Raw genomic sequence first — 26,728 nt, 5'->3', positions numbered from 1 at the left:
TGAAAGGAGAGATCCGCCTTGAACGAGTACGCAATCCAAAAGCGTAAAGAAAAAATCAAGTTCGGCATTGTCTCGGTCATTTCTCTTTGCGTTTTCTTCGGCGTCTGGTATCTGTGCACTGCGGTGCTGCACCTCAAGCCGGACTACGTTCTGCCCAGCCCGGTGCAGGTCGTGGAAGCCTTTTTTGAAAAACTGACCCAGACCGCGCCGGACGGCGCCACCCTGGGCGGTCACATCCTGGCCAGCCTGCAGGTCGCCCTGACCGGTTATCTGCTGGGCGCCGTCATCGGCATCCCTCTGGGCATTGCTATGGCGTGGTTCCGCAAAGTGGATATGTTCGTCACCCCGCTGTTTGACCTGATTCGCCCTGTCCCCACCATCGCATGGATTCCGCTGATGATTTTGTGGTTCGGCATCGGCCTGGGTGCCAAGGCCGCCATCATCTTTGTCTCGGCATTCGTTCCCTGCGTCATCAATGCTTATGCCGGCATCAAGCAGACCAAGCCGGTTCACCTGTGGGTCTCTCAGACCTTCGGTGCTTCCCGCCGCGAAATGCTCTTCACCGTTGCTATCCCCACCGCGCTGCCTCTGATCTTCACCGGCCTGCGCATTTCCCTGGGCACCGCGTGGATGACCCTGTGCGCCGCTGAAATGCTGGCGTCCAACCGCGGCCTGGGCTACATGATCCAGCTCAACCGTACGCTGGCCCGTGCCGATCTGATCGTTGTCGCCATGCTCACCATCGGCGTCATCGGCACCATCTTTACGGTAGGCCTGGATGCTCTGGAAAAGAAATTCGTCAAGGGAGGCCGTAGAGGATGAAACGCAAAATTGATCTGGAAAAAACCGTTTATGCGGTGGCGGCCATCGCTTTCTTCTTCCTGCTGTGGGGCTTTTTGACCACCTTCACCCCGGTCAAGGAAACCACCCCCGGCCCCATCGAGGTCCTGCAGCTGCTGGTCAGCTCCTTCTATACTCCTATCGGCAGCAAGGTCATCGTCGGCCACCTGCTGGTCAGCCTTCGCCGTGTTCTGGTCGGCTTCTCGGTCGCTACCATCATCGGCATCGTGCTGGGCATCGCCATGGGCACCTCCCGCTGGGCGGAAGCCATCTTCAAGCCCATTTTTGAGCTGCTGCGCCCCATTCCCCCCATTGCCTGGATCTCGCTGGTCATCCTGTTTTTCGGCATCGGCGAAACTTCCAAGTACATCCTGTGCGGCATCGGCGCATTCACCAACGTTACCCTCAACGCCTATACCGGCGCTCAGAACGTAGACCCCGAACTGATCGGCTGCGCCCGTATGCTGGGCACCAGCGAGCGGGACATCTTCTTCCGGGTGATCCTGCCCTCCTGTACGCCGCAGATCTTTGCCGGCATGCAGGTGGCCCTGTCCACCAGCTGGATGGCGGTTCTGGCCGCCGAGATGGTCGGCGCTCAGGAAGGCTGCGGCTGGATGATCCAGCGCGGCAGTGACACGCTGAACATCACCCTGGTTATGGTCGGCATGATCGTCATCGGCCTGGTCGGCATGCTGCTGGCTACGCTGATGCGCACCATTGAGAGGAGGCTCTGCTCGTGGAACATCATGGAGAACTGAAGCACGATCCCATCATTTCCATGCGGAACGTGTGCAAAACCTATATCAGTGAGCACAAGACCAACGAAGTCGTACGCGATGTCAGCCTGGACGTGGCGGAAAATGAGTTTGTGGTCCTGTTTGGACCCGGCCAGTGCGGCAAAACCACGATGATCAACCTGATCGCGGGTCTGCAGCTGCCCACCTCCGGCGAGGTCGTCGTGGACGGCAAAAAGGTCACCGCTCCCGGTCCTGACCGCGGCGTTGTTTACCAGACCACCGCATTGTTCCCGTTCTGCACCGTCATGGGCAACGTGGAATTCGGTCCCAAGAGCCGCGGCATCGATAAAAAGACCCGCCGTGAGCGCGCCGAGTATTTCATCAAGCTCGTCGGCCTGGAAGGCTTTGAAAAGAGCTTCCCCAACCAGCTTTCCGGTGGTATGCGTCAGCGTGTCGGCATTGCCCGCGCCTACGCCAACGACCCCAAGGTCATGCTGATGGACGAGCCCTTCGGCCACCTGGATGCCCAGACCCGCTACATGATGGAGGCGGAGCTGGAAAAGATCTGGCAGAAGGAAAAGCGCACCGTCGTCTTTGTTACCAACAACAGTGAGGAAGCCGTTTACCTGGCCGACCGCATCATCATCCTGACCAACACTCCTACCCATATCAAGGAGGAGATCAAGGTCGATCTGCCCCGTCCGCGCCAGTACAGCGACCCCGCGTTCCTCGAAATCCGCCGCAAGATCGAAGAAATCTGCGACGACACCCTGTAAGGAGGCAGCCCATGAGCAGCAACGAAGTCAAGGTCAAAGTTTCCCATATGACCAAAAAGTTCGGCGACCTGCTGGTGCTGAACGACATCTCCTTCGAGGTGAAGAAAGGGGAGTTCCTGTGCGTTGTCGGCCCTACCGGCTGCGGCAAGACTACCTTCCTCAACTGCCTGACCAAGTTGGGCGTCTACCAGCTGACCAGCGGCGAGATCCTCATCAACAATGAGCCCGTCGATCTGCAAAAGCACAACGTCGCCTACATCTTCCAGGAGTACTCCGCTTTCCCCTGGCAGACCGTGGAGGAGAACGTCGCCTACGGCCTCAAGATCAAAAAGCGCCCCGCCGCCGAGATCAAGGCCCGGGTGGATGAGATGCTGGAAATGGTTGGCCTGACCGAATACCGCAACTACTATCCCAACCAGCTGTCGGCCAGTATGCTGCAGCGTGTCAGCATTGCCCGCGCCTTTGCCGTCCAGCCCGAACTGCTCCTGATGGACGAGCCTTACGGCCAGCTGGACAACTCCCTGCGCTACAAGCTGGAGGACGACCTGCTGCGTCTGTGGCAGCACACCGGAACCACCGTTATCTTCATCACCCATAACATTGAGGAAGCGGTCTACCTCAGCGAGCGTATCCTGGTGCTGACCAACAAACCCACCGGCATCAAGCAGGAAATCGTCAACAACCTGCCCCGTCCCCGTGATGTGACCGATGTCGCCTTCAACCAGCTGCGCGACAAGGTCACCGATCTGATCAAGTGGTGGTAAGCAATATGAACAAAAGACCCAATATCATCCTGATGATGGCCGATCAGCTGCGCTTTGACGCCCTGGGCTGCTACGGCAACAATCAGATCCATACCCCCAACATCGACAGCATTGCCCTCAATGGTTCCACCTTCGACAACCATTTTGTGCAGAACCCTGTCTGCTCTCCGTCGCGGTGCTCCATCCTCACCGGCCGCTACCCCAAAAATCACGGCACCCGTGACAACGGCATCCCCCTGCGGGATTCCGAAATCTGCCTGCCGGAGGTTCTGCGAGACAACGGTTACCTGACGGCTGCCATCGGCAAGATGCACTTTACCACGCAGTTCGTCCCCAAGGAGAACGAGGAGGACGACTGGCCCGAGGATAACTACGGCTTTGACATTGTGCACACCACCTGTGACTGCAAGACCGGCGAGTACCTGACCTGGCTCAAAGAAAAGAGCGAGAAAGACTACGAGATTGTCAAGATGCAGGGTGAGCGCAAAGCCAAGGAGGACCGTGCCAGCGCCGCCGACAAGGACCTGAGCGGCCCGCCCCAGGTCTATCCCAGCGACATCAATCCAAAGTATCATCAGTCGGCCTGGATCGCCGACCGGATGATTGACCTGATCAATGAGTCCACCCCGGATCAGCCTTTCTTTGCGCTGTGCAGCTTTGTGGACCCGCACCATCCCTTCGACCCGCCGGCGCCTTACTCCACCATGTACGACCCCGACAAGCTGGCGCTGCCCGTTCGTCAGGACGGTGAGCTGGATGACAAGCCCCCGCACTTCCGCCGGCACCGTGTGGGACAGGGCTGCAGCAACGAGAAATACGACTACCGCCGCCTGACCGATCACGAATGGGGCGAGGTCAAGGCTGCCTACTACGGTATGATCAGCCTGATCGACGAAAACGTCGGCCGTATTCTGCAGGCGCTGCGGGACAAGGGCATCGAGAACGATACCCTGATCCTCTTCACCAATGACCACGGCGAACTGCTGGGTGACCACGGGCTGCTCTTCAAGGGGCCGTTCCACTACGACTGCCTTATCAAGGCGCCCATGATCCTGTCCTGGCCCGGTGTGATCCCCAAAGGCTCCCGATACAAGCAGATCACCGAGCATGTGGACCTGATGCCCACTTTGCTGGACTTTGCCGGCGTTCGTGCACCCCACGGCGTACAGGGCATGTCCATGGCGCCCATCCTGCGGGGTGACGGCGGCGCGGGCCGTGAGTACGCCCTGACCGAGTTCACCTGCTACGACTGGGGTCTCAACGTCAAGACCATCACCGGACGCCACTACAAGCTCACCTATTACGCGGGCGAGACCTTCGGCGAATTGTATGACCGCGACCGCGATCCCAACGAGTTCAAAAACCTCTGGGATGATCCCGACTATGCCGAGATCAAGCAGAGTCTGCTGCGCCGTCTGCTGGACCGGGTCATTGAGACCGAGGACACCCTGCCGCTGCGCATCGGCAAATATTAAGAAGCCATATCGATTGCTCGCCGGCATTTTGCCGGCGGGCTTTTGGGCGTGCTGTACAGTTGAAGTCCGAACGGACAATTCGGTATAATGAGTTCGCAAAGCTTAGAAGAAGGGAGAGAAGGCTGCCATGGAGCACAAACAAGCGATTCGGCGCTGGTGGAACAGTATCCGAATCAGAATGATGTCTATGTTATTATGCGTCAATATCATCATTATTGCCATTTTGTCTCTGGGAGCCTACTCTATCTATCAGGACAGCTTTATCCGGGAACTGGCCGGCTCCCGTACTGACGTGCTACGTCAGATCGCAGAGCGCAGCCGACAGTTCAAAATCAGTCTGTACACGCTTTCCAATCTGTTTGAGAGCAACCCTACATTCCGCCGTTATGCGGAAGAGCTTAATGACGACAATCAGGAGGAATTTTTTACCCTGATGGATACCACTACCCGGCAGATGGAGGCGTCTTTTCTGCAGCCGGAGCTGGATTTTTATGTGGTATATGTTTCTGTGTCCGGCATCGGATACTGCTCCCGACCGGTTCCGGAGGGCTACGATTATATGGACCCCCGACTCAAGGTCTGGAACAGCCGGGTTGTGGAAGCCGGCGGCGAGATTGTGGATGTTGGCAGCTACCGGGACCGCAGCCTGGGGACGGCGTCCTTTTCGGCGGCACGGTCCATTCTGGATGAGGAGGGCAATATCGTCGGCTTTCTCATGATCAACGCCGACGAGCGCCAGCTGTACCAGATGTATGCCGATGTGATCCGGGACGGCAGCAACATCTATGTCACCAATGATATGGGACAGATCATTTCCAGCAGCCGGGGCGGACTGATCGGATTCAGCTATTTCAATATGAGCAATCTGGAACAGCTGTTTGGCGGCGAAGATTACATGATTACCCGGGCTGAAGGAGAACCGGTGCTGTTCACCCGCTATTATGATTCGGAGAGCGGGTTTACTGTTTTTGAGGAGGCGCCGCTGGATCAGGTATTGCTGCCCCTGCGCAATATCCGGCGAGTGGTCATTTTGTTGGCGATGCTTACGCTGGCGGGCGGAATCCTGCTGGCCTGGCATTTCTCCCGGAGGATTGCCGCGCCTATCCAGAAACTGCGGGATGACCTGCATGATGTGGAGCATGGCAATTTGAACCAGACTTTTGCCATCCACAGTTATACGGAGCTCAATGAACTGTCCCGGGGCATGTCGGACATGATGGAGTGCATCCGAGGTCTGATCACCAGCATTCATGAAAATGAACAGCAGAAACGCCGGATTGAGCTCAACTGGCTGCAGGCCCAGATCAATCCGCATTTTATCTATAATACGCTGTTTTCCATTAAATGCATGGTGGATATGCATCGCAATGAAGATGCAGCCTCCATGCTGACCCTGTTTATTCAGATCCTGAGGGGGATCCTGTCCACGCAGGAGGAAATGGTCACAGTGGCAGAGCAGATGGAAAGCCTGCGCCAGTACATGACCCTGCAGCAGTACCGGTATGAACATGCCTTTGACAGCCTGATTGAATATGACGATGCGGCGGCAAACTGCCTGTTGCCCAAACTGCTTGTCCAGCCGCTGGTGGAAAACGCCATTCAGCACGGCATCGATATGCAGAGCGGCAACGGCATGATTACCGTAATCGCAAGACGCCAAGAGGATTCCGTCTGCATCGAGGTGGAGGATAACGGGGTAGGTATGACGGCTGAAAAAGTGCGCCAGGTCATGGAAACGCCTGATGTCACGGACCGCCCTCATTTGGGCATCAAGAACGTCAATGACCGGATACGGCTGCATTACGGACCTGCCTGGGGACTTCAGATTGAAAGTCATCCCGGAAGAGGGACCCGCGTTGTTTTGCGTATTCCGGCGGGAACACAGCTGCCTGCAATCGAGGAGAAACTATGCTGAAAGTACTTGTAGTTGATGACGACAGCCCTATTCGCCGCTGGCTGGAATATTGTATCGGCCAGCTGGAAGGTTTTGTGCTGGCAGGATCTGCGGCTACCGGAGCCCAGGGGGTGGAGCTGTACCGCCGGGAGCTGCCGGACATTGTAATTACCGACATTGAAATGCCGGGAATGTCCGGACTGGATATGGTCGCACAGATTCAGGCCATCCGTCCGGCTCATGTAATCATACTGACCAGCCATGACAATTTTTCCTATGCCCGGACGGCTTTGCAGAATGGAACGGCAGAGTATATTCTGAAAACCGAGATTACCCTGGAAAGCATGCGGGAACTGCTGTGCAAGGCTGCCCGTACCATCCGCCATAACGAGGACAGTACTGTGGGGATAGAGCAGGGGGCCAAGCTGCTGATCCGTCAACTGGCCATTGAACGGACTGCTGAACCTCCAACCAGGCAGGAATTGCGCAGACAGGGTATCGCGCTGGAGGATGCACCGCTTGCAGCAGGCGATCTGTGGAGCCGAAACGGACAGGGACTGCAGGAAGTGCGTCGACTGCTGGAGGGGGGACGTATGCTGATCAATACCCGGTTCGTCTCCCTGGGATATGAACATCTGCTGTTTGTGGGCAATTTGCGCCATGCCGGTGCTTTGGACGAGCTTGCCGCGTTTTACCGGCAGGAAGCGGCGGGAACAGGGTGTGTGCTTGGCCTCAGTGAGGCAAAACCAGGTCTGACTGCTCTGCCGAACGCGCTGCGGGAAGCTCAGGCTCGCTGCCGCCTGCATTTTTATGAACCCGAACGCTGGGTGTTTCTTCATGACGCAGTAGGACGCAAGGCAGTGCGTCATGCAGAGACATCCCGTATGAATTTCAGCAAGGAAATGTTTGCACGCAACTATCGCGGGGCGATTGCCATCAAGGAAGATGTGATGCAACGTATCCGGGAAGAACGGCCCACAGACCTGGATGGGGTAAAAAAGCTTTGTGCTTCCTTTTGTACGATCCTGCTGCACTTTGCCACCGAACAACCGGAAGAACTGGACAGCCGCGTGGAGCAGATTGAGCAGACGGTTCAGGGGGCATCAACGATGCTGGAGCTGGAGGCAGCAGTCGAAGAAATATTTGACCCGTTTTGCCGCAGCGTGCCCCAGGCGGAGGCGTATTCGCCTCCGATCCGGGATGCCATTGCCTACCTGCAGAAGCATTTTCGGGAGAAAATCACTCTCGGAATGGTGGCCCAGGCTGTCAGCTTTAATCCTGAGTATTTCAGCCGCCTTTTTGCCAGGGAAACAGGGATGAATTTCAGCGCTTTTTTGAACAGCCTGCGAATGGACCAGGCGGTGGATCTGTTGGAGCACTCGGACAAAAAAGTATATGAGATCGCCGAAGAAGTGGGGTACTCCAGTCTGAGCTATTTCTCCACGGCATTTAAGAAGAGCTTTGGCCAGACCCCGGCAGAGTACCAGGCACTCAAGCGGGGAAAATGATTGCAGATACCGGGTTCAGGGAAAACGATTGCGAAAGAATGGTCTCGAGACAGACAAAAGGCAGGCCTCCCTTGGCTAGGGGAGGCCCGCCTTATTTATAGTCAAAAAGTAGTCATAACTCAAAAATCAAGCAAAAAGAAAACCGCTGCATCCGTCAAATGTGACGTGATACCGCGGCTTTTGTGGAGCTAGAAACGTGACTCGAACACGCGACCTGCTGATTACGAATCAGCTGCTCTACCAACTGAGCTATTCTAGCATTGCCGAACGCTGCCGCCAAAACGGCAAACGCGACAAGATATAGTATACCGGATTTTCAAAAGAAGTCAAGGGAAAAAGCAAAAAAATCCCAAAAGCGGATCATAATTCCTGATTGGATGGATTTTCCTTTGCAGAATCTTGGAGGGAAGGAGCGGTGTCCTCTCCGCCGCGAATCACCGGAATAAAACGGCGGGCAAACCGCCCCTGTCCGCGGCTGCGCACATAGAAATAGCCGATCACGGAAAAGACAAATGCCCCGATGAAATTGACGAAGAGGTCCTCCATGGTATCAAGCAGACCAATATCCAGATATCCGCCAAGGCCCAACGCTGTCCGGGTACCGTCTGCCTGCACTACAATCACATCAGTGATATCCCGGATGATAACCGGATGATTCCCTCCGGAGGGATCCAAAAGGATGGTGCCGATACTGTTTACAATGGTATCCTTCTGCATATCCAGATTGAAAAAAGTATCCATTGCACCTTCAAAAAATTCCCACACCACACCCACGGTCATGGAAAAACAAAATGCCACAATGGCCAGATAAAGCGGAGACAGTGAGAATTTCACATTTTCGTTGCGGTTTAGGATATCCAGAAGAGAAAATCCAATGGCTGCGCAAAGAAAACCGTTCATCGTATGCAGCATGGTATCCCAGTTGGGAATGTGGACATAGAAGGCCTGAATTTCCCCCAGAATCTCTGCGGCATAGATAAAAAGCAGAACGATAATTTCCAGGGTGTCCGGCAGTTCAATGCTCAGCCGGCGCTCCAGGATGGTGGGAACCGTGAACAGACACAGCGTCAGTACACAAAGAAAGACGTTTTCAAAGTTGCGATTAAAAATCTGTGCCACCATGACCAGTACGACTGAAATCCGCAGCAGCAATGCAACTGCAGCAACCAGGCGTTTGTTCTGAGGCGAGGGAAACAGAGGATGCTTGCGTTTTTCCATGTTTTTCGTCCTTTGATCAATGGCGTGTTAATCCAAAGTGAAATCACTGGGATCCAACTGGGGCAGTTCCTGGCGCCGCGGGACACGCATCAGGGGATCGTACTTGAATTTTCGGCAGGAATAATAGGGAGAAACCACGCCGCGTTGCCTGCAGAAAATCATCTTCCGGTCGGATGCCGGCGTACCATATATACAGTATGAGCAGGCAGGCGAAATTTTAGTTCCGTACAGTTTTTTCTTGAACATTTTTCGCGTCCTTTCCCTTGTTCAATCCGACCAGATATCTTACATTATAATTTTTTCCGCAAAGTTTGTAAAGCACGGCACACAGCAGGCAGAACTGCAGGAAGGCACTGTCCCATGGCAAACGGCTGGAAATAATCACTCGCTCGGAAAGTGAGGTGAAAGCCGGAGCCGTACCGGGTAAAAATGCCGTACAAAGGCGGATTTCTCCGCACAGGAACAAGGCATTGCAGAGCCGTGACACAGTGAATAGCCCAAGGGAAAGCTTTTGCCCCGCAAGTTGCCGAATCTGTGTAAGGACGGAGGCGCCGAGGCAGCTCAGACAGATGCAGATGCCGTAAAGGGAAGCTGCTCCGCCCAGCTGTGCAAAAGCATGGCAGCCGGAGGTGATTTCCAACAGCGCACAGACGCCTGCAAAGGGGAGCCCCGTGAGAGGAAATACAGCAGCCAGCGCCGAAGCAGCCACACGAAAAAACAGAACACACCCGCAGACGGTGAGGCTGCTGTCCATCGCCTGCGAAATCGCCACGGGCAGGGAAAGCGGCCGGAGGTCAGCAGGAAGGGGGGAGAGTGCAGCGCCGGGGACCGGACGGAGTCGGGGCCACAAAACGGAGGCCGAAAGCAGATTAGCGGAAATCTGTAGAAAGTAAAGAAGAACCCCCAGCTGAAGATTCCCCAACATCAGTCCTCCAATACAGCCAATCACAAATCCGGGACTGGAACAGCATCCCAGCACCAGAAGCAACCTGGCTTCCTGCCGGGAAATCGCCTTTTGCTCCAAGGCTTCCCCGATCAGGCGTGCACAGACCGCATATCCTCCCACCCAGGAAAGCAGCAGGATCAGAGGAGCTTCTTTTGTCTTTAACCCGCAGATGCGGGTGAGAGGCACCAAAGGTTTCGCCAGCAGATGATTTCCCGGGGCATGGACAATCAGACTGCTGACCACAAAAAAAGGAAACAGCGCAGGCAGAACACTTTCGGCGCACAGTGCAAGGCCTTTGGCAAAACCCGCTGCGGCGGCTTTGGGCACGCAAAGCAAAAACACGCCGTACGTGACGGCTGCGGGCAGGACCAGCCGCCGGGAAAAATGAGTCGGTATCATATCCTCGCCTCCAAAGTACTATATTTGGAATGTGTCAAATCATGAATGCCGCTACGGCAGGAAGGAGGACCGTCCGATGAAACGCTACCGTCCGCGGTCCGTATCACACAAAAAAACGGTGGGGATGCCGGTCAAGAGCCTGTTTGAACAGCCGTCGGAAGGATTTTACCGTCTGCCGGAACTGCAGATTCGCGCCGGCTGCATTTTGACCGACGGATGCCGCAGGGTCTTGGATTTCTCGCCGGAAAAACTGTGTCTGGATATGGGACATTTCCTTATTACATTTTATGGTGCACAGCTGCGGATAGAATCTCTTTCCGGCCGCAGACTGAGCGTGGCCGGTAAAATCCAGCGCATTGATTTTGCTCGCAAATGGGAGGGACAGGATGGCTCGGCGTGAGTTTCGTTCTCTGGATCGGGTTTGCATCTCGGTTACAGGGGAGCAGGCACAGCGGCTGCTTTCGGCGGCTGCCTCCTCCGGGATACGTCTCAGCAAGATCCAAAGCTCCGATGATGGCTACACGGCAATCCTGCCGGGCAGGGATTGGAGACGGGTGGCCGGTCTTGCGGAAAAATATGGGCTGAGGCTTTCGATGCTTCAAACAGAAGGGCCCGGCGGACTGGTCGCCAAACTCTGGCAGCGTCCGGGTCTGGTTCTAGGGGCAATTCTCTTTTTTTTGATGGTGCATATTCTGTCGGGCTTTGTATGGACCATTGACTTTGGGACTCTGGACGGCGAACAGGCAGAGACAGTCCGGGCGTTTCTCAATGCACAGGGCATCCGGGAGGGAACGCGCATCACACAGGAATTGCTGGTCCAAACAGGGCGGGCACTGGAGGCCCAGCCGGAACTTTTTGGCTGGGCAAGCCTTCACTTCAGCGGCGGCTGCCTTTTTGTCGAGTCTACCCCGATGCAGCAACAACAGATCCGGCAGCCGGAAGAGCAGACGGCGCTTTATGCATCTGCGGATGCCGAGATTGTCCTGATTGAAGTGGAGAGCGGCTTTACTCAGGTTGTGCCAGGACAATTGGTGGCAAAGGGGCAGCTTCTTGCGGCAGCCGAGCGGTTTGACCGTGACGGAAATTCGGTTTTGCAGTCAGCTTCAGGCAGTGTCCTTGGACGGGTACGGGCCGAGTACACGGCGCAGCAGGCATATGAACAGACGGCCACTCTCCTGACAGGCCGGACAGCGGACAGCCGTGTTTTGTATCTCCTTGGGATGGAATTCCCTCTTGGGGAAGATACAGAAGGTGTTTTTGCTCACGCTGCCGTGCAGGAAAGTTGGACGCCCCTTGCTTTGGGGCGGATTGCTCTGCCGGGATGCATCTGTACCCGGGAGTCCCGGGAACAGTCAGATGAGGTGCTTCAGTATTCCCAGGAAGCGGCACAGGCAATGGCAAAGCGGGCGTGTATGCAGCAGTTATTGGCCCAATACCCGGATGCCCGGATCGAGCAGCAAAGTTTTGATTATACCGCAGAACCAAACGGTGTGACATGTCGGGCCAGTTTTGTCTTCTGCGCGGATATTGCGGAGGCCGGAGCAGCCCAACCTCTGGACCCGCCGCAGGCTTGACTGCCTGTTTTTACTATTGAACACATGAAACGCAAAAATTTTGTGCATCATTCACAGTTTCTTTTGGTAAAAGTTGTGCTATAATTCTGATAAGAGTACTATGCTAGGAGGAATAGGTCTGTTGGAAAAAGGGGTCGATTTGGACAGCATTGAGCTGGCTGCTGCCATTTTTGGAAGCTGCGATCAAAACATCCGCATGCTGGAAAATGCTTTTCATGTCACTGCGGTCTGCCGCGGTTCGACGCTGAAATTCACCGGCGAGCCCGAAGATGTTGCCGCCGCGATCCATGCGGTGGACGGCATGGCAACGCTGCTGCAGAACCATACACCGCTGGAAGAACAGACGGTCCGTTATTGCATCAGCCTGGCGCGGGGCGGGGAGGAAAAGCGCCTGAGGGAACTGACCGATGATTTTGTAGCGGTCACCGCCAAGGGGCGGCCCATTCACCCCAAAACATTGGGCCAGAAGGAATATCTGGCTGCCATCCGCTCCCATGCCATCACCTTCGGCGTGGGACCTGCCGGTACGGGCAAGACCTATCTGGCGGTGGCCATGGCAGTCAAGGCGTTCAAAAGCAAGGATGTCAGCCGAATCATTCTGACTCGTCCTGCCGTGGAAGCCGGTGAAAAGCTCGGCTTTCTGCCGGGTGACCTGCAGACAAAGGTGGACCCCTACCTGCGTCCTCTGTACGACGGTCTGTTTGACCTGTTGGGGGCCGAGACCTTCCAGAAACTGGTAGAAAAGCAGATGATCGAGGTGGCTCCGCTGGCCTATATGCGCGGCCGCACGCTGGATGATGCCTTTATTATTCTGGATGAAGCTCAGAATACCAGCCCCGAGCAGATGAAGATGTTCCTGACCCGTATGGGTGTGGGCAGCAAGGTGGTCGTCACCGGCGACGTGACCCAGATCGACCTGCCGGACAAGGCCCGCAGCGGTCTGGTGGATGCGCTGCAGGTACTGCGCGATGTGGAAGGGATTGCTCAGGTGCATCTGACGGACAAGGACGTTGTCCGCCACCGCCTGGTGCAGCAGATCGTAAAAGCGTATGAACGGGCTGCGCAGAAACAGCCCCCGAAAGATAACAAGAAATGAATCCGAACCGAAGGAGGAACTTTGCCTTATGTCCAATAAAGTGCTGATCACCAACTCGCAGAACACGGTCAAGATCCCGTCCGGACTCCGCATTCTGATTCGCCGCAGCTGCAACGCGGTTCTGGAATTTGAAAAGTTTGAGGGCTCCGCTGAAATCAGCGTGACCTTTGTGGACAATGCCCGCATTGCGGAGCTCAACGCCCAGTACCGCAACAAGAATATGCCCACCGATGTACTTAGCTTTCCTATGGGAGAAAACGGCGTCTACGACATTGATGAGGACAACGGCTGCAAGATTCTGGGTGATATTGTGATCTCCATGGAGCGCGCCATGGAGCAGGCGGAGCTGTACGGCCATTCGCTGCAGCGTGAGGTCGCCTATCTGACAGTGCACTCCATGCTGCATCTGCTGGGCTATGACCATGAGGCCAGCGGCCTGGAGGCCGTCCGTATGCGGGAGAAGGAAGAAGCCGTTCTGGTGCAGCTGGGTCTGCCGCGCACCGTGTCTTACACGAGCGATGAAGTCTGATCTCAAGCGTTTTGGACGCGGCTTTATCTATGCCTGGAACGGAATCTGGGCAGCCATCCGGGAGGAGCGCAATTTCCGGTTTCACCTGTGTGCCGCCGTTTACATTTATGCGGCGGCGGCCATTGCAGGGCTGGAGGCCGTTGAATTTGCGCTGATTTCGCTGTGTGTGTTTCTGGTCATCCAGGCCGAGCTCATGAACTCGGCGGTGGAGCGTGCGGTGGACAAGCCCGATACCTCCCACTGGTGGAGCGCCGGCGCGGCCAAGGATATGGCGGCGGGCGGCGTGCTCATGGCGGCGGTGGGGGCTTTGTGTGTGGCAGGGTTTCTCTTCCTGCAGCCGGGACGCCTGGCCAGAATCTGGGCCGCAGTGACCGCCACTCCCTGGGCTGTTGTTGCCGTATTGATTTCTTTCGTGATCGCATATCTGTTTATTTTCCGCTTTGGCGGATGTTCTCAAAAGAAAGGTTTGCCTGATGCAGACAAAGACAAAGAAGAATGAACCTGAAATGACCAGCAGCGTATTTGTGGCGCTGGTGGGCCGTCCCAATGTGGGCAAGTCCAGCCTGACCAACCGTCTGGTGGGGGAGAAGGTTGCCATTGTGACCCAGAAACCCCAGACGACCCGCAACCGCATCATGGGCATTGTGACAAAAGGCCCGGTGCAGTATGTTCTGATGGACACGCCCGGTATTCACAAGCCCCGGAATAAGCTGGATGCCCGCATGACTCAGACGGCGTCTGCCAGTTTGGCCGACGTGGATGTCACGCTGATGCTTTTTGAGCCTGCGGGAGACTTTACCGAATCTGAACTTACCATGGTGGAGGCGCTGCGCAAGGCGGGCCCTGCCATTGCGGTGGTCAACAAGGTGGACCTGCTGTCCGATTTTGCCGCTTTGGAAGCGCGCAAAAAGAAAATTGAGGAGTTCGGCGTGTTTGACCGGGTGCTGGCCCTTTCTGCCAGAGACGGCACCGGCTGCGACGACATTTTTGCAATCCTCAAACCGTACGGCAGCCCCGGTCCCCACTACTTTGACGACGACGCCTACACCGACCTTCCCGAGAAGGAACTGGTGGCCGAGCTCGTCCGGGAAAAAGCCCTGCTGTTTCTGCGGGATGAGATCCCCCATGGCATTGCCGTGACGGTGGAATCCTTCAAGGAACGGCCCGACAAGGATCTGATCGACATTTCGGTGGAGATCTACTGCGAGCGCAAGAGCCACAAGGGCATGATCATCGGCAAGGGCGGGCAGATGCTCAAAAAGATTGCTTCGGCGGCCCGTGCCGATTGTGAGGAGCTTCTCGGTACCAAAGTCAATCTTCAATGCTGGGTAAAAATTCGGGAGGACTGGCGTGATAATGAGCGCCAACTCGACAACCTTGGATTCGCCAAGCCTTAAATTATAAAAATATTCCAAATAAGGCAAAACTTTCCTGTGACCCGGTTGGACAACATTTCCGTGGCGGACGCCGTACAATGGACGGTACAATCACTATGGAAAGAGGGGCCGGATATGCATTTCATGGGCGGAGCGGACGATCCCTGGAAACGGTTTGCCGAGACGGGCAACATTTATTATTACTTGGATTACAAGACGCATCAGCAAGTGGGGGATGCGTTATCCGGGAAGGACAGCTATGCAGCAGACGGCGACGACGGGGCTTGTGCTACGGCAAGTCAAGGTGGGGGAGGCAGATCAGATTCTGACGATCCTGACCCCTGACCTGGGTGTGGTGTCGGCCTCGGCACGGGGCAGTCTGCGGCTGAAAAACAAGCTGTTCAGCGCATGCGGATTGTTCTGCTATTCGGAGTTTGTCATCACACAGGGGCGTTCCAGCCATTTCATCGACAGCGCACAGGTGAAAAAGGTATTTCACGGCCTTTCCCAAAGCGTGGAAGGCATGGCGCTTGCCATGTATCTGGCGGAGATTGCGGTGGCATTGTCCCCGGCACCGCCGGAGTCGGAAGAACACCTTCGATTGCTCCTCAACTGCCTGTATATGATCAGTGAGAACAAGCGCCCGCTGCGCCAGATCAAGGTGATCTACGAGATGCGGGCCATGTCTCTCTCCGGCTATATGCCGCAGATCCTGGCCTGTGCATCCTGCGGAAAATACGAGGGCGGAGGGTTTTATCTCGATCCCGAGGAGGGTACCCTTCTGTGCAGCGACTGTGCAGAAAAGATCCGCCGTACGCCCAATCTGGACACCGGAGCGCTGTATGCGCTGCGGCATATTTGTCTTGCCGAAGATAAAAAATTGTTTGGCTTTACCCTGGCTCCCGCAAGCCTGCGCCTGTTGGGCGGGGCGGGGGAGAAATACCTGCTTGCCCATCTGGGCCAGGGACTGAAAAGCCTGGACTTCTTAAAATCAGTCATATCGGAGTAAACTACATGGAAACAGCTTACCGCGTTACACTGGAACTGGATAAGGTCATCGCCCGCGCTGTGCAGCTTTGCGCCTGCCGCGAGACAAAAGAGATGATGGCGGCCATCGAGCCCTATCCCACTCCCGAAGAGGAGCGCTGGGCACTTTCTCAGACCAACGCGATCAACTCACTTTTAATCAAAAACGGCAGCCCCCGGTTCGGGGCTGTTTCGGATGTTCGCCGGATCGCCGCACATGCGGTCAAGGGTGGAATTCTCTCCATGGGGGAACTGCTGGAAGTGGCAGCCACCCTGCGCAATTTTGCGGGTCTTTCCCAATGGTACGGCATGTCCGACCATGACATGCTGCCGGTGGACGACCTGTTTTATGCCCTGAGCCCGGAACCGGTGCTGGAACGCCAGATCACCGAGTCCATTCTCTCGCCGGAGGAAATGGCGGATACCGCCAGCGCCACCTTGCGGGACCTGCGCCGCAAGATCCGTGCTACGGAGGATTCCATCCGAACCAAGCTGGACAACATCATCAAAAACTCCACCACCAACAAATTTTTGCAGGATGCCGTTGTCTCGCTGAGAAACGGTCGTTACGTGGTCCCGGTCCGCGCCGAATACCGCGGTGAGATCGGAGGCATCATCCATGATGTATCCTCCACCGGAGCAACCATTTTCGTGGAGCCCACGGCAGTGGTGGAGGCAAACGCCAAAATCATGCAGCTGCGCGCCCAGGAGCAGGAGGAAATCACTCGCATCCTGTCGGCGTTTTCCTCCCAGGTTGCCCAGATGGAGCCGCAGTTCTCTCACAGCTACGAGGCTATGCTTCAGATCGACCTGCTGCTGGCAAAGTCCCGGTTGGCCGTGGAGCAAAATGCCTTTATGCCCGAGGTGAGCGACAACCACAGCTTTTCTCTCAAGCGTGCCCGGCACCCCCTTATCGACAAGAAAAAGGTCGTCCCCGTGGACATCGCCCTGGGGTACGAGTATGATACCCTGGTCATCACCGGCCCCAACACCGGCGGCAAGACAGTCTCCCTCAAGACAGCGGGGCTGCTCAACGCCATGGCACAGCATGGCTTTCTGATTCCGGCCCACGAGAGCAGCAAGGTCTGCTGCTTTGAGGAATACCTGGTGGATATCGGCGACGAACAGAGTATTGAACAGAGCCTTTCCACCTTTTCCGGCCACATGAAGCGCATTACCGGCATTCTGGAACTGGCAGGGCAGGGGACTCTGGTGCTTCTGGATGAGCTGGGCGCCGGCACCGATCCTGCCGAGGGCGCGGCACTTGCCGTCAGCATTCTGGAACGACTGCGGCGGCAGGGAGCCCTGCTTATGGCGACCACTCACTATGCCGAGCTCAAGGTCTATGCGCTGGAGACTCCCGGGGTGGTGAATGCCAGCTGCGAGTTCGACGTGGAAAGCCTGATGCCCACCTACAAGCTGAGCGTGGGCGTACCGGGCAAGTCCAATGCGTTTCTCATCAGTGCCAAACTGGGCATTCCGGAGGAAATCATCGATGCGGCAAGAGCTCACATGTCCAACGACGACAAGCGCCTGGACAGTGTTCTGGCCCAGCTGGATGATCTGAAACTTCAGCTCAAGGCCGCACAGGATGACGCGGAACAGGCACGCAGCGAGGCGGAGAACGCTCTGGCCAGTGCCGAAAAGCAGCGGGATGAGCTGATCCGGAAGGGCGAGCAGGAACTTGCCGAGGCCCGCCGGAAGGCCCATGACCTCATTCAGAATGTGCAGAACGAAGCCTATACCCTGACCGATGAACTGCGCAAACTGCAGAAGGAAGAAAAGATCAGTGCCTCTCAGCGTGCCGTGCGCGCTCGGGAAATCGCCCGCAAGGATACGGAAAAGATTCTCTCCCGCACCGAGAGCAGGCAAAATACCGAGAAAAACTACGTCCCGCTGAAGGAAGTTTCGGTAGGGCAGGAGGTTGTCATTGCGGAGCTCAATCAGCTGGCTACCGTCACGGCCCGCCCCGACCGCGACGGGCTTGTGGAGGTCCGCGCAGGCATTTTGAAGACCAAAGTCCCGCTCAGCGGGCTGCGTGCCCCTGACAAGATGCAGAAAGCCCCCAAGCGCCAGCCGCCCCGGGGCCAGACCCGTCTGCATCTGGATCATGACCGCAAGGCCAGTATGGAACTCAATCTTCTGGGGTATACCGTGGAGGAAGCACTGGCCGAGACTGACAAGTTCATTGACAGCGCTGTATTGCGGGGACAGCAGACCGTCTACATCATTCACGGAAAGGGCACAGGAGCCCTGCGCGCAGCGATTCAAAAGCATCTGCGCACACACAAAAACGTCAAGAGTTTCCGTCTTGGTCGGTATGGCGAGGGTGAAACCGGCGTTACGGTTGTGGAACTGAAATAAACAGGAAAGAAGGCGTTTTCTATGGGCCTGGACTATAACAGTACGCGCATTTTTGCAATGACACTGGGGCGCCGCGCCATTGATGACGTACGTCGTGATGGCCTTCGCCAGCTGCGCAACTATGTGGACATGTGCGCTTTTCTGGCAAAGGACCCGCTTGCCAGGACCTTTTTTGATTATGCCCAGACCGTTCTGGAACAGCCGGATCCCCCGTATTACATCATGACGCAGCGTTTGATCCGCACTGTTTCGGAAAACACTCTCTGCACGCTGGGCGTGAATTTTGGATTCGGCTGCATGCTGTATGGTTCCGAAAAGCTGGCCGAGGCAGCACGACAGGGGCTTCCCGCCGCATGGCTGACCTTCTCCACCAGCGACGACCCTGAACTTGCGACGGAAATTGAAAAAGCGGAGTCAAGCGGAAGTTATTTTTGGTGTCTTTACCTTAAGGGGCCGCTCAGCACAGCACTGACTGAACTGATCACCCGCCATCCGCAAAGTGTCTTTCACCTTGTCATTGAGCCGGAATATCTGACCAAATCCGGGGCAGCAGAACTGGGGAAACTCCCCAATGTCATGCCCTCTGTTTATCTGAAAAGCCCGTCTTTGACTCCTGCCGCCCGGGAGGCGTTCACTTTTCTCTCGGAACATCACACACTTCAAGCAGCGTTTTTGCATCTGGATGCTTCCCAATTGGAAGAGGCATTCCAGTCTGCGTGGCTGGAGGAGCTGGCGCGCTATACACCGGCCTGTATTTTTTCCCGCAAGGCGGGAATGCCTGAGGACGCCTCAGAGGATCTGCGCAGACGCATCTGGAACGATCGCCTGAAGGCCGATGGCCAGCTGTTCCTCATTGATCTGGAAAGTGATCTGGCTGTGATCAGCAGCCATATGCCCATGCAGGTATCTACCCGAGTCCGGCCGATCATTTCCCCGGATATGCCCATGTATCACTGATTGGATCTTTGTATAATGAAATCAGCCCGAATCCACCGCGAAATTCGCGGATGGTTCGGGCTGATTTTTGTTTGATGCAGATCTCTCACCGGCTGGTGCAATCTTCTTCCGGAGCATTAAAGGCGGGCAATTCCTCTGTAGGGACAGCAAAAAAGATTTGCGTCATCCGCCCGGAGCAAAGGCTGCGCAGACAGTTGTAGCAGTTGGCGATATGGCCTTTCATACCGCTCTGTACCCAGGGCAGCAGAATGCCCATGAGTGCACCGGAGAGAAAGTTCCCCGCAAAGCGAAGCTCACTTTCGCTCAGCTCTTCCTTTTGTCCCTGCATAGCCTGTGCCTCTCTCAGGCGCTGGACAAGAACACCGCTTAGAAATTGCTGGATGTAATCCCGCAGATTGTTCTGGCCGGTATAACTCAGGGCATTGGTATAAAAGACCTGATGCTCTCGAAAATACTGTTCCAGCTGCTCTAAAATGCTCTGCCAGTTGCCAAGGGAGGGACTTTCCGTCAGAAACTGCATGATTCCTTTTTGAAAACACCAGTTGACCAGATCATATTTGTCGGCAAAGTGGTAATAGAATGTATTGCGGCCGACACCCGCGTGTTCCACGATATCGTTGACCGAAATCTTTTCCAGGGGATGCGTCCGCATCAGATCCTGCAGACTTTCCGCCAGAAGGTTTTTTGTATTGTTTGCTCCTCCCATGGGACGATACTCCTCCGCACGCTGCGGTTTATGTATATGGACAGGGGAACATCCCGCCCGATGTTTGCCGTTGAAATGCAGGAATGTGAATTCCTACAAAATTCATGGAATTATTATAGCATAAGATGTCTTTATTTAATACCCACATAATGGCAAAAAATGATTGTTTTGAAAGAATTCTGGCAGAAGAATTCCCCAAAATGCTGTGGCTTTTCTTGGAATTTTGAGGATAAAGCCCCGTATTTTGCACAAAAGTCGGATTTTGCACATGGTAATCAAGGGGGCAGAAAACTATAATGATGACATTGTTTGGTGCCCTTGCGGTACCGGTCCTATATGAATTGTGAGGTAATACAATATGTCAGTCAATCCGATTGTACATTCCGCTCAGCGAGCAGCGTTCAGCGCAGCCATCGATGCTACCATCCATGCCGTACGCGGCAAAGGCACCGAGAAAATGTCTGAGAACGCCTGCAAACTGATTGACCTTGCGCAGCCGCTTTTGAAAAATCGTTTTCCTGACGAAGCCTTTGATGCAGCCCGCAAGCTCGTCTCCGACCCCAACGGCAAGTGGATGCAGTTTGCATACCGGGCCATCAACGAGATCGATCCCCATATTTTAAAGATGAACGCCCTCAACCTTGTCTATGAAGGCATGCTGTTGGGTTACAACCAGGTCTGTGAGCTGCGCGAAAAGTATCAGTGCAATATGCCCTGGATTCTGCTGTTTGATCCGACTTCGGCCTGCAACCTGCATTGCAAGGGCTGCTGGGCGGCTGAGTACGGCAATCGCCTCAACCTCAGCTATGAGGAGATGGACCGCCTGGTCACCGAAGGCGAGGAACTGGGCATCCACTGGTATATGCTGACCGGCGGCGAGCCCATGTGCCGCAAAAGCGACATTCTCAAGCTGGCAGCCAAGCACCAGGAATCGGTGTTCCATCTGTTTACCAACGGAACCCTCATCGATCAGGAATTCTGTGAGGAAGTCCGCAAGGTGGGCAACATGGCCTTCTTCCTGAGCATCGAGGGCAGCGAGGAATCCAACGATGACCGCCGCGGCGAGGGAATCTACCGCAAGGTCCTGCACGCCATGGACCTGATGAAGGAAAACGGCCTGCTTTTCGGCACCTCCATCTGCTATACCTCTGCCAACTATAAGGCCGTGACCAGCGACGAGTTCATTGATATGCTGATTGCACATGGTGTCCGCTTCAACTGGTACTTCCATTATATGCCCATCGGCGACGGTGCCAATGTCAACCTGATGCTGGACAAGGACCAGCGTGAATACATGCTTCATCGCGTCCGTGAAATCCGCGGCCTGACCGGCGGCAAGGAAATCTTCTGCATTGATTTCCAGAACGATGGCGAGTACATTGACGGTTGCATTGCCGGCGGCCGTCAGTATGCCCACATCAACCCCAACGGCGACGTGGAGCCCTGTGTGTTTATTCATTACTCCAACGCCAACATTCATGACAAGAGCCTGCTGGAATGCCTGCAGCAGCCCCTGTTCAAAGAGTACCACAAGGGGCAGCCCTTTAACAAGAACCACCTGCGGCCCTGCCCCATGCTGGAAAATCCCGAGCTTCTCGGCGAAATGGTCAAGCGCAGCGGTGCCCACAGTACCGATCTGCAGAGGCCTGAATCCACCGACGATGTCTATCGCCGCTGCAAGCCTTACGCAGATCAGTGGACTCCCACTGCGGACCGCCTTTGGGCAGAGGAACATCCCGAGAAGGCCTGTGCGGCATGCGCGGCCTGCACAAAGCAGGATTAAAAGAAGAATCAATCCCCATAAAGAGGAGAGGAGCGGCTTCGCTTTTGCGGAGTCGCTCCTCTTGCGCTTTTTATCCGTTTGTCAGGCGGAAATCGCTTTTTACAGCTCAAACGCCGCGTTGAGAGCCGCCAGGGCGGCGTCTTCATCCTGCTGGCGGATCAGCAGGGAAATGTCCAGGTCGCTGGTGGTGATCAGGGCAATCTCCACATTGGCCCCGGCCAGTGCCGTGAGAGCCCGGGAGGCAACGCCGCAGCAGGTGACCATATCCTCACCGTAGAGATTGATCTTGGAGTATCCGCCCGAGATCAGAGGCGGATGGACCTTGGCAGCCTCGGGCAGCGCCTTCATTACAGCGGCAAAGTTTTTATAGCTGGTGGTAAAGCTGAAATCCACGGAATCGCCCTTGGGGGCGCTCTGGCAGATCATGTCCACCACAATGCCGGCGCGGGCAAAAACGTCCAGGTGCTCGGCCAGGCTCTGCGCGCTGTAATGCGCAGCAGGGAAGGTGGTGAGCATAATGTTCTGCTCACTGGTGATTTTGCTGACTCCATACATAGGGGATTCCTCCTTTTTTCATAGAGATGCGTCAGGCCAGATATTCCTCGCCGACGGATTCGTTCAGGACAGACTGGATGTATTCACGGGAAAGGGTGAAATTGCCGTGTGCCGCGCCCAGTTCATCGGTGTAGTCCTCAAACAGATACACCCGAATATCGGAATAGCCGTTTTCATACTGGGTGATGACCGGATGCAGCTGGGGGTCCAGCAACTCGACGGCAGAAGTTCCGTCCGGCTGCGTGGTTTTCTCAAAGGTGATGTCCAGCAGGGTGCCGATCATGTTGTCCGGCTCCGACTGAGCGCTGATGAAATTGCCCAGGGAATAGACCACGAAAGCTTCGTGCCCGTTCTCTGATGTAAGCCATTCGGCGGTCTGGGTCACGTGGGGATGGGTGCCGATGATGAGGTCAACGCCCTGATCGGCCAGCCACTGTGCCATGCTGCGCTGGGAATCGGTAACATTGTGGCTGCCCTCAACGCCCCAGTGGCAGCTGACCACCAGCACATCACAGTTGGGGCGCATTTCGGCAATCTGCTGCTCGATCACATCGGTCTGGCTCAGATACACCACACCGTACTGGGTGCCATCCGGCGTATTCAGACCGTTGGTATGCTCGGTGTAGGAAAGATAGCCGATGGTGATGCCATTGACCGTCTGATAGGACAGGTTGTCATAGGTATCAAGATCATAGAAGCCTGCCGTCACTACATCGTCGGGGAGAGTGGCCCAATGTTCCATGGATGCGGCAATGCCGCCGGCACCCTTATCGTAGCTGTGGTTGTTGGACAGGCTGAACACCCGGAACCCGATGTCATACAACGCATTGGTGATATCCCCGGGGGTGGAGAAGCAGGGATACCCGGAAGGGTCATACGCATCGTTGACAAGGGTCTCCTGATTGAGCCAGTTCACGTCGAACTGCTGGTAGAACTCCCGAAGATTCTCGTAGGCGTAGGTGAAGTCATATCCTCCGTCCTCTGATCTGGCCCGGGCCTGGTTGTACAGCCCCTCGTGAATCAGATCGTCGCCTGATGCGGAAAAGCGAACGGTCTCCACAAGCGGCGTGGGTTCCGGAGTGGGCGTCGGCTGCGGCGTAGCCGTGGGAGTCGCCGTTGCGGCGGGAGTGGACACAGCAACAGGGGAGAGGGTCGTCGGTACACAGCCGCTGCCAACCACCAATGCCAGCATCACACCGGCGGCAATGCAGGCACAGGCCGCAACCTCGTTTTTTCTCAGATGCATTGCATTTTGCCTCGCAGCATATCGGTCATGGTGTAGTAGCCGGGCTGTGCGCCGTCAACAAAGAGAGCTGCCTGGATGGCGCCGTCGGCAAAAACACCCCGGCTCTGTGCCGAATGGGAGATAGTGACAACCTCCTCGGGACCGCAAAACAGAACCTCGTGTTCGCCCACAATGCCGCCGCCGCGCACCGAGCTGATGCCCAGCTCCTGCTTGCCGCGCTTCTGGCGGACGTCGTGGCGGTCGTAGACATATTCGTAGGCGTTGCCGGCCTCCTCGTTGATGGCGTCGGCAATCATCAGGGCAGTGCCGCTGGGCGCGTCCAGTTTGTTGTGGTGATGCTTCTCCACAATCTCGATGTCGAACTCGCCGTCAAACAGGCGGGTGGCGCGGCGGGCAAGCTCAATGAGCACGTTGACGCCCACCGACATGTTGGCGCTGCGGAACACCGGAACCCGCGCCGAAGCCTCCTCGAGGGCCGCTTCGTCCTCCTTGGTAAGGCCGGTGGAGCAGATCACACAGGGCATGCCGTGCTCTGCACAATATTTGGCCGCGCTGACTGCGCCCTTGGGAGAGGAAAAGTCGATCAGCACACCGCGAGCGCTCAACCCATCAAGAGTGCCCACCACGGGAATGCCGTTGATCTCGCCGGCCGCCTGATCGACGCCTGCCACAATCCGGCAGTCGTCCCGCTGGCCCGCCTTTTCAATGAGAGCGCGGCCCATGCGGCCGCAGATACCCTGGATAATCAAATCGGTCATATGACACAAATCCTTTCAGAAATAGACTTCATGGCAGAAAAACAACAAAACAGGCCCGAGGCGGCGCCGCATTGCGGGGACACCTGCGGGCCTGTTCCTTACTCAAAGCAAGCCGTTGCGTTTCATCTCGGTCTCGAGCATCTGCTGAACGGCAGGGGATGCCTCGATCAGCGGCAGGCGAACGCCGCCCGCTTTCCAGCCCAGACGGTTCATTGCCCATTTTACGGGGATGGGGTTGGACTCCTTGAACAGCGCGCGGACCAGACCCATGACCTGCAGCTGCAGCGCCAGGCTCTCGTCATGCTTGCCGTCAAACCACAAAGCGCAGATATCGTGAGCCATCTCCGGGGCTACGTTGGACAGAACGCTGATGACGCCCTTGCCGCCCAAAGACAGGATGGGCACGATCTGGTTGTCGTTGCCGGAGTAGATGTTCAGGTTGTCGCCGCACAGCTCGGCAATCTCGGCAATCTGTACGATGTCGCTGCTGGCTTCCTTGACTGCATTGATGTTGGGCAGCTTGGCAAGCTCGGCCAGTGTAGCAGGCGTCATGTTCATGCCGGTGCGGGAAGGCACATTGTACAGGATGCAGGGCAGGGACACCGCATTGGCAATGGCAGTGTAATGGGCAATCAGACCGGCCTGCGTCGTCTTGTTGTAGTACGGCGTGACCAGCAGCAGGGCATCGGCACCAGCCTCTTCCGCCTGCTTGGAAAGGTTGATGGCGAAAGCGGTGTCGTTGGAGCCGGTTCCGGCCACCACCGGAATGCGTCCGGCCACTTTGCGCACCGTATAGCGAATGCACTCGATGTGCTCCTCATGGGTCAGGGTTGCGGATTCGCCGGTGGTGCCGCAGATGATGATCGCATCGGTATGGCGGGCAATCTGGTCGTCGAGAATACGGCCAAGCTCCTCATAGTTCACACTGCCGTCCGGCAGCATGGGGGTGATGATTGCCACGCCGGCACCGGTAAAAACGGGCTTTTTCATGACTGGAATACCTCCTTAGCGATGCTGTTCCAGATACCGCCGGAGGCAGGGAATTGCCCCGGCAGAAAGATCAGTCGAAATAACCCTTCTTGGCCAGAAGCTCAGCCAGAAGGACACCGCCGCCGGCAGCGCCGCGCAGCGTATTGTGGGACAGGCAGACGAACTTGTAGTCATACTGAGTGTCTTCCCGCAGACGGCCGATGCTCACAGCCATGCCGTTTTCCAGCATGCGGTCGAGCTTGGGCTGCGGACGGTCGTCCTGCTCAAAGTAGTGCAGGAACTGTTTGGGAGCGCTGGGCAGCTCCAGGTCCTGAGCGGGGCCGTGGAACTCGCGCCAATCCTTGAGGATTTCCTCTTTGGTGGGGGTATGCTCAAAGCTCACAAAGACGGCGCCCATGTGGCCGTCAGAGACGGGCACACGCAGGCACTGTGCCGTGAAGGACGGGGTAGTGGCATTGACGATGACATCGCCTTCAATGTGGCCCCACAGCTTGAGAGGTTCGCACTCGCTCTTTTCTTCCTCGCCGCCGATGTAGGGGATTACATTGTCCAGAATGTCGGGGAAGGTCTCAAAGGTCTTGCCGGCGCCGGAGATGGCCTGATAGGTGCAGACCAGGCACTTGGTGATGCCGTACTTGCGCAGGGGATGCAGAGCAGGAACATAGCTCTGCAGGCTGCAGTTAGACTTGACGGCAATGAAGCCGCGCTTGGTGCCCAGACGGCGGCGCTGAGCGGGGATGATCTCGATGTGGTCGGCGTTGATCTCGGGCACGACCATGGGAACGTCCGGAGTGAAGCGATGGGCGCTGTTGTTGGACACAACGGGGCATTCTGCCTTGGCGTAAGCCTCTTCCAGCGCCTTGATCTCGTCCTTCTTCATGTTGACCGCGCAGAAGACAAAGTCGACTTTGGAAGCGACTTCCTCCACGTGAGAGGCATCCAAAACCACCATGTCCTTGACCTTTTCCGGCATGGGGGTCTGCATCAGCCAGCGGCCGCCCACCGCTTCCGAATACGGTTTGCCGGCAGAGCGGGCAGAAGCCGCCAGTGCCGTAATTTCAAACCAGGGGTGCTCTGCCAGAAGAGTCACAAAACGCTGACCGACCATGCCGGTCGCGCCCACGATACCAACTTTGTACTTTTTCTCCATTTGTAAAACCGTCCTTTCCTGCGCCGGCCATGCCGGCTCCCCATGTAGTATCCTTCTATGC

25 protein-coding genes and 1 tRNA gene are annotated in these 26,728 nt (G+C 56.2%); 17 read left to right on the top strand and 9 right to left on the bottom strand.

What is annotated here, in order from left to right:
* Positions 1-18: 18 nt before the first annotated feature.
* From INF35_RS02155 to INF35_RS02125, 7 genes are all read left to right on the top strand, one after another.
* Positions 19-822, top strand: coding sequence for an ABC transporter permease (locus INF35_RS02155; protein WP_207728240.1), 804 nt, complete (start codon positions 19-21; stop codon positions 820-822).
* The gene (locus INF35_RS02150; RefSeq protein ID WP_193499891.1) at positions 819-1,598 is read left to right on the top strand and encodes an ABC transporter permease; all 780 of its coding nucleotides are present in this window, start codon (positions 819-821) and stop codon (positions 1,596-1,598) included. The genes INF35_RS02155 and INF35_RS02150 overlap by 4 nt, the downstream gene beginning before the upstream one ends.
* The gene (locus INF35_RS02145) at positions 1,577-2,353 is read left to right on the top strand and encodes an ABC transporter ATP-binding protein (protein ID WP_328740262.1); all 777 of its coding nucleotides are present in this window, start codon (positions 1,577-1,579) and stop codon (positions 2,351-2,353) included. Before INF35_RS02150 ends, INF35_RS02145 begins: the two co-directional genes overlap by 22 nt.
* Before the next feature lie 11 nt (positions 2,354-2,364).
* On the top strand, positions 2,365-3,117 hold the full coding sequence (locus INF35_RS02140; RefSeq protein WP_193499890.1) for an ABC transporter ATP-binding protein: 753 nt from the start codon (positions 2,365-2,367) through the stop codon (positions 3,115-3,117).
* Between the two features lie 5 nt (positions 3,118-3,122).
* Positions 3,123-4,592, top strand: coding sequence for a sulfatase family protein (locus INF35_RS02135; protein WP_193499889.1), 1,470 nt, complete (start codon positions 3,123-3,125; stop codon positions 4,590-4,592).
* Between the two features lie 127 nt (positions 4,593-4,719).
* Positions 4,720-6,507 (top strand): cache domain-containing sensor histidine kinase, encoded by a 1,788-nt coding sequence (locus INF35_RS02130; protein ID WP_193499888.1) that lies wholly within the window; start codon positions 4,720-4,722, stop codon positions 6,505-6,507.
* Entirely contained in the window at positions 6,501-7,994 is a 1,494-nt protein-coding gene (locus INF35_RS02125; RefSeq protein ID WP_193499887.1) for a response regulator transcription factor, read from the top strand. Before INF35_RS02130 ends, INF35_RS02125 begins: the two co-directional genes overlap by 7 nt.
* Positions 7,995-8,177: 183 nt before the next feature.
* Here INF35_RS02125 and INF35_RS02120 read toward each other — a convergent pair.
* From INF35_RS02120 to INF35_RS02110, 3 genes are all read right to left on the bottom strand, one after another.
* Positions 8,178-8,253 (bottom strand) — tRNA-Thr (locus INF35_RS02120).
* Between the two features lie 101 nt (positions 8,254-8,354).
* Positions 8,355-9,212, bottom strand: a complete 858-nt coding sequence (locus INF35_RS02115) for a hypothetical protein (protein WP_235983082.1) — start codon at positions 9,210-9,212, stop codon at positions 8,355-8,357.
* 217 nt (positions 9,213-9,429) lie between these two features.
* The gene (locus tag INF35_RS02110; RefSeq protein WP_193499886.1) at positions 9,430-10,557 is read right to left on the bottom strand and encodes a hypothetical protein; all 1,128 of its coding nucleotides are present in this window, start codon (positions 10,555-10,557) and stop codon (positions 9,430-9,432) included.
* Between the two features lie 76 nt (positions 10,558-10,633).
* Here INF35_RS02110 and INF35_RS02105 point away from each other — a divergent pair, with 76 nt between their 5' ends.
* The 9 genes from INF35_RS02105 (at position 10,634) to INF35_RS02065 (ending at position 19,479) form a co-directional block, all read left to right on the top strand.
* Positions 10,634-10,957: a YabP/YqfC family sporulation protein gene (locus INF35_RS02105; RefSeq protein ID WP_193499885.1), complete on the top strand. Its 324-nt coding sequence runs from the start codon at positions 10,634-10,636 to the stop codon at positions 10,955-10,957.
* Positions 10,944-12,131, top strand: a complete 1,188-nt coding sequence (locus INF35_RS02100; RefSeq protein WP_193499884.1) for a sporulation protein YqfD — start codon at positions 10,944-10,946, stop codon at positions 12,129-12,131. Before INF35_RS02105 ends, INF35_RS02100 begins: the two co-directional genes overlap by 14 nt.
* 100 nt (positions 12,132-12,231) lie before the next feature.
* The gene (locus tag INF35_RS02095) at positions 12,232-13,227 is read left to right on the top strand and encodes a PhoH family protein (protein WP_407925627.1); all 996 of its coding nucleotides are present in this window, start codon (positions 12,232-12,234) and stop codon (positions 13,225-13,227) included.
* Positions 13,228-13,255: 28 nt separating this feature from the next.
* Positions 13,256-13,756 (top strand): rRNA maturation RNase YbeY, encoded by a 501-nt coding sequence (ybeY, locus tag INF35_RS02090; RefSeq protein WP_193499883.1) that lies wholly within the window; start codon positions 13,256-13,258, stop codon positions 13,754-13,756.
* Positions 13,746-14,255: a diacylglycerol kinase family protein gene (locus INF35_RS02085; protein ID WP_193499882.1), complete on the top strand. Its 510-nt coding sequence runs from the start codon at positions 13,746-13,748 to the stop codon at positions 14,253-14,255. The genes ybeY and INF35_RS02085 overlap by 11 nt, the downstream gene beginning before the upstream one ends.
* A complete protein-coding gene (gene era, locus INF35_RS02080) occupies positions 14,230-15,153 on the top strand; it encodes a GTPase Era (protein ID WP_235983081.1) in 924 nt (307 codons plus the stop codon). Before INF35_RS02085 ends, era begins: the two co-directional genes overlap by 26 nt.
* A 238-nt stretch (positions 15,154-15,391) precedes the next feature.
* Positions 15,392-16,141 carry a DNA repair protein RecO gene (gene recO, locus INF35_RS02075; protein ID WP_193499881.1) on the top strand — a complete coding sequence of 250 codons (750 nt, stop codon included), beginning with the start codon at positions 15,392-15,394 and terminating at the stop codon, positions 16,139-16,141.
* 5 nt (positions 16,142-16,146) lie between these two features.
* Positions 16,147-18,522: an endonuclease MutS2 gene (locus INF35_RS02070; protein WP_193499880.1), complete on the top strand. Its 2,376-nt coding sequence runs from the start codon at positions 16,147-16,149 to the stop codon at positions 18,520-18,522.
* A gap of 21 nt (positions 18,523-18,543) precedes the next feature.
* The gene (locus INF35_RS02065) at positions 18,544-19,479 is read left to right on the top strand and encodes a hypothetical protein (RefSeq protein ID WP_193499879.1); all 936 of its coding nucleotides are present in this window, start codon (positions 18,544-18,546) and stop codon (positions 19,477-19,479) included.
* Positions 19,480-19,564: 85 nt separating this feature from the next.
* Here INF35_RS02065 and INF35_RS02060 read toward each other — a convergent pair whose 3' ends face one another.
* Entirely contained in the window at positions 19,565-20,185 is a 621-nt protein-coding gene (locus INF35_RS02060) for a TetR/AcrR family transcriptional regulator C-terminal domain-containing protein (protein WP_193499878.1), read from the bottom strand.
* A gap of 358 nt (positions 20,186-20,543) precedes the next feature.
* Between INF35_RS02060 and INF35_RS02055 the strand changes: the two genes are divergently transcribed.
* Positions 20,544-21,968 (top strand): radical SAM protein, encoded by a 1,425-nt coding sequence (locus INF35_RS02055; RefSeq protein WP_193499877.1) that lies wholly within the window; start codon positions 20,544-20,546, stop codon positions 21,966-21,968.
* A gap of 99 nt (positions 21,969-22,067) precedes the next feature.
* On the opposite strand, the gene INF35_RS02050 is transcribed toward INF35_RS02055, so the two are convergent.
* The 5 genes from INF35_RS02050 to asd all read right to left on the bottom strand — a co-directional run bounded on the left by INF35_RS02050 (position 22,068) and on the right by asd (position 26,667).
* Entirely contained in the window at positions 22,068-22,523 is a 456-nt protein-coding gene (locus tag INF35_RS02050) for an ACT domain-containing protein (RefSeq protein ID WP_193499876.1), read from the bottom strand.
* 31 nt (positions 22,524-22,554) lie between these two features.
* Positions 22,555-23,769, bottom strand: a complete 1,215-nt coding sequence (locus tag INF35_RS02045; RefSeq protein WP_193499875.1) for a CapA family protein — start codon at positions 23,767-23,769, stop codon at positions 22,555-22,557.
* On the bottom strand, positions 23,760-24,527 hold the full coding sequence (gene dapB, locus INF35_RS02040) for a 4-hydroxy-tetrahydrodipicolinate reductase (protein ID WP_193499874.1): 768 nt from the start codon (positions 24,525-24,527) through the stop codon (positions 23,760-23,762). Before dapB ends, INF35_RS02045 begins: the two co-directional genes overlap by 10 nt.
* Positions 24,528-24,629: 102 nt before the next feature.
* Positions 24,630-25,517, bottom strand: a complete 888-nt coding sequence (gene dapA / locus INF35_RS02035) for a 4-hydroxy-tetrahydrodipicolinate synthase (protein WP_193499873.1) — start codon at positions 25,515-25,517, stop codon at positions 24,630-24,632.
* 70 nt (positions 25,518-25,587) lie between these two features.
* Positions 25,588-26,667, bottom strand: coding sequence for an aspartate-semialdehyde dehydrogenase (asd, locus tag INF35_RS02030; RefSeq protein ID WP_193499872.1), 1,080 nt, complete (start codon positions 26,665-26,667; stop codon positions 25,588-25,590).
* Between the last annotated feature and the right edge of the window lie 61 nt (positions 26,668-26,728).

The sequence above is a fragment of the Gemmiger gallinarum genome, from assembly GCF_014982805.1.
Lineage (GTDB): Bacteria > Bacillota > Clostridia > Oscillospirales > Ruminococcaceae > Gemmiger > Gemmiger gallinarum.
This window is presented reverse-complemented; position numbering and strand designations above follow the sequence as displayed.

Coding starts and splice junctions, on each gene's coding strand:
- INF35_RS02085 (WP_193499882.1), top strand. CDS start 13,746: ATGAAGTCTGATCTCAAGCGTTTTGGACGCGGCTTTATCTATGCCTGG.
- recO (WP_193499881.1), top strand. CDS start 15,392: ATGCAGCAGACGGCGACGACGGGGCTTGTGCTACGGCAAGTCAAGGTG.
- INF35_RS02110 (WP_193499886.1), bottom strand. CDS start 10,557: ATGATACCGACTCATTTTTCCCGGCGGCTGGTCCTGCCCGCAGCCGTC.
- INF35_RS02130 (WP_193499888.1), top strand. CDS start 4,720: ATGGAGCACAAACAAGCGATTCGGCGCTGGTGGAACAGTATCCGAATC.
- INF35_RS02055 (WP_193499877.1), top strand. CDS start 20,544: ATGTCAGTCAATCCGATTGTACATTCCGCTCAGCGAGCAGCGTTCAGC.
- ybeY (WP_193499883.1), top strand. CDS start 13,256: ATGTCCAATAAAGTGCTGATCACCAACTCGCAGAACACGGTCAAGATC.
- INF35_RS02150 (WP_193499891.1), top strand. CDS start 819: ATGAAACGCAAAATTGATCTGGAAAAAACCGTTTATGCGGTGGCGGCC.
- INF35_RS02135 (WP_193499889.1), top strand. CDS start 3,123: ATGAACAAAAGACCCAATATCATCCTGATGATGGCCGATCAGCTGCGC.
- INF35_RS02100 (WP_193499884.1), top strand. CDS start 10,944: ATGGCTCGGCGTGAGTTTCGTTCTCTGGATCGGGTTTGCATCTCGGTT.
- INF35_RS02125 (WP_193499887.1), top strand. CDS start 6,501: ATGCTGAAAGTACTTGTAGTTGATGACGACAGCCCTATTCGCCGCTGG.
- INF35_RS02070 (WP_193499880.1), top strand. CDS start 16,147: ATGGAAACAGCTTACCGCGTTACACTGGAACTGGATAAGGTCATCGCC.
- INF35_RS02115 (WP_235983082.1), bottom strand. CDS start 9,212: ATGGAAAAACGCAAGCATCCTCTGTTTCCCTCGCCTCAGAACAAACGC.
- INF35_RS02095 (WP_407925627.1), top strand. CDS start 12,232: ATGCTAGGAGGAATAGGTCTGTTGGAAAAAGGGGTCGATTTGGACAGC.
- INF35_RS02045 (WP_193499875.1), bottom strand. CDS start 23,769: ATGCATCTGAGAAAAAACGAGGTTGCGGCCTGTGCCTGCATTGCCGCC.
- INF35_RS02105 (WP_193499885.1), top strand. CDS start 10,634: ATGAAACGCTACCGTCCGCGGTCCGTATCACACAAAAAAACGGTGGGG.
- INF35_RS02140 (WP_193499890.1), top strand. CDS start 2,365: ATGAGCAGCAACGAAGTCAAGGTCAAAGTTTCCCATATGACCAAAAAG.
- INF35_RS02050 (WP_193499876.1), bottom strand. CDS start 22,523: ATGTATGGAGTCAGCAAAATCACCAGTGAGCAGAACATTATGCTCACC.
- INF35_RS02065 (WP_193499879.1), top strand. CDS start 18,544: ATGGGCCTGGACTATAACAGTACGCGCATTTTTGCAATGACACTGGGG.
- dapA (WP_193499873.1), bottom strand. CDS start 25,517: ATGAAAAAGCCCGTTTTTACCGGTGCCGGCGTGGCAATCATCACCCCC.
- asd (WP_193499872.1), bottom strand. CDS start 26,667: ATGGAGAAAAAGTACAAAGTTGGTATCGTGGGCGCGACCGGCATGGTC.
- dapB (WP_193499874.1), bottom strand. CDS start 24,527: ATGACCGATTTGATTATCCAGGGTATCTGCGGCCGCATGGGCCGCGCT.
- era (WP_235983081.1), top strand. CDS start 14,230: ATGCAGACAAAGACAAAGAAGAATGAACCTGAAATGACCAGCAGCGTA.
- INF35_RS02060 (WP_193499878.1), bottom strand. CDS start 20,185: ATGGGAGGAGCAAACAATACAAAAAACCTTCTGGCGGAAAGTCTGCAG.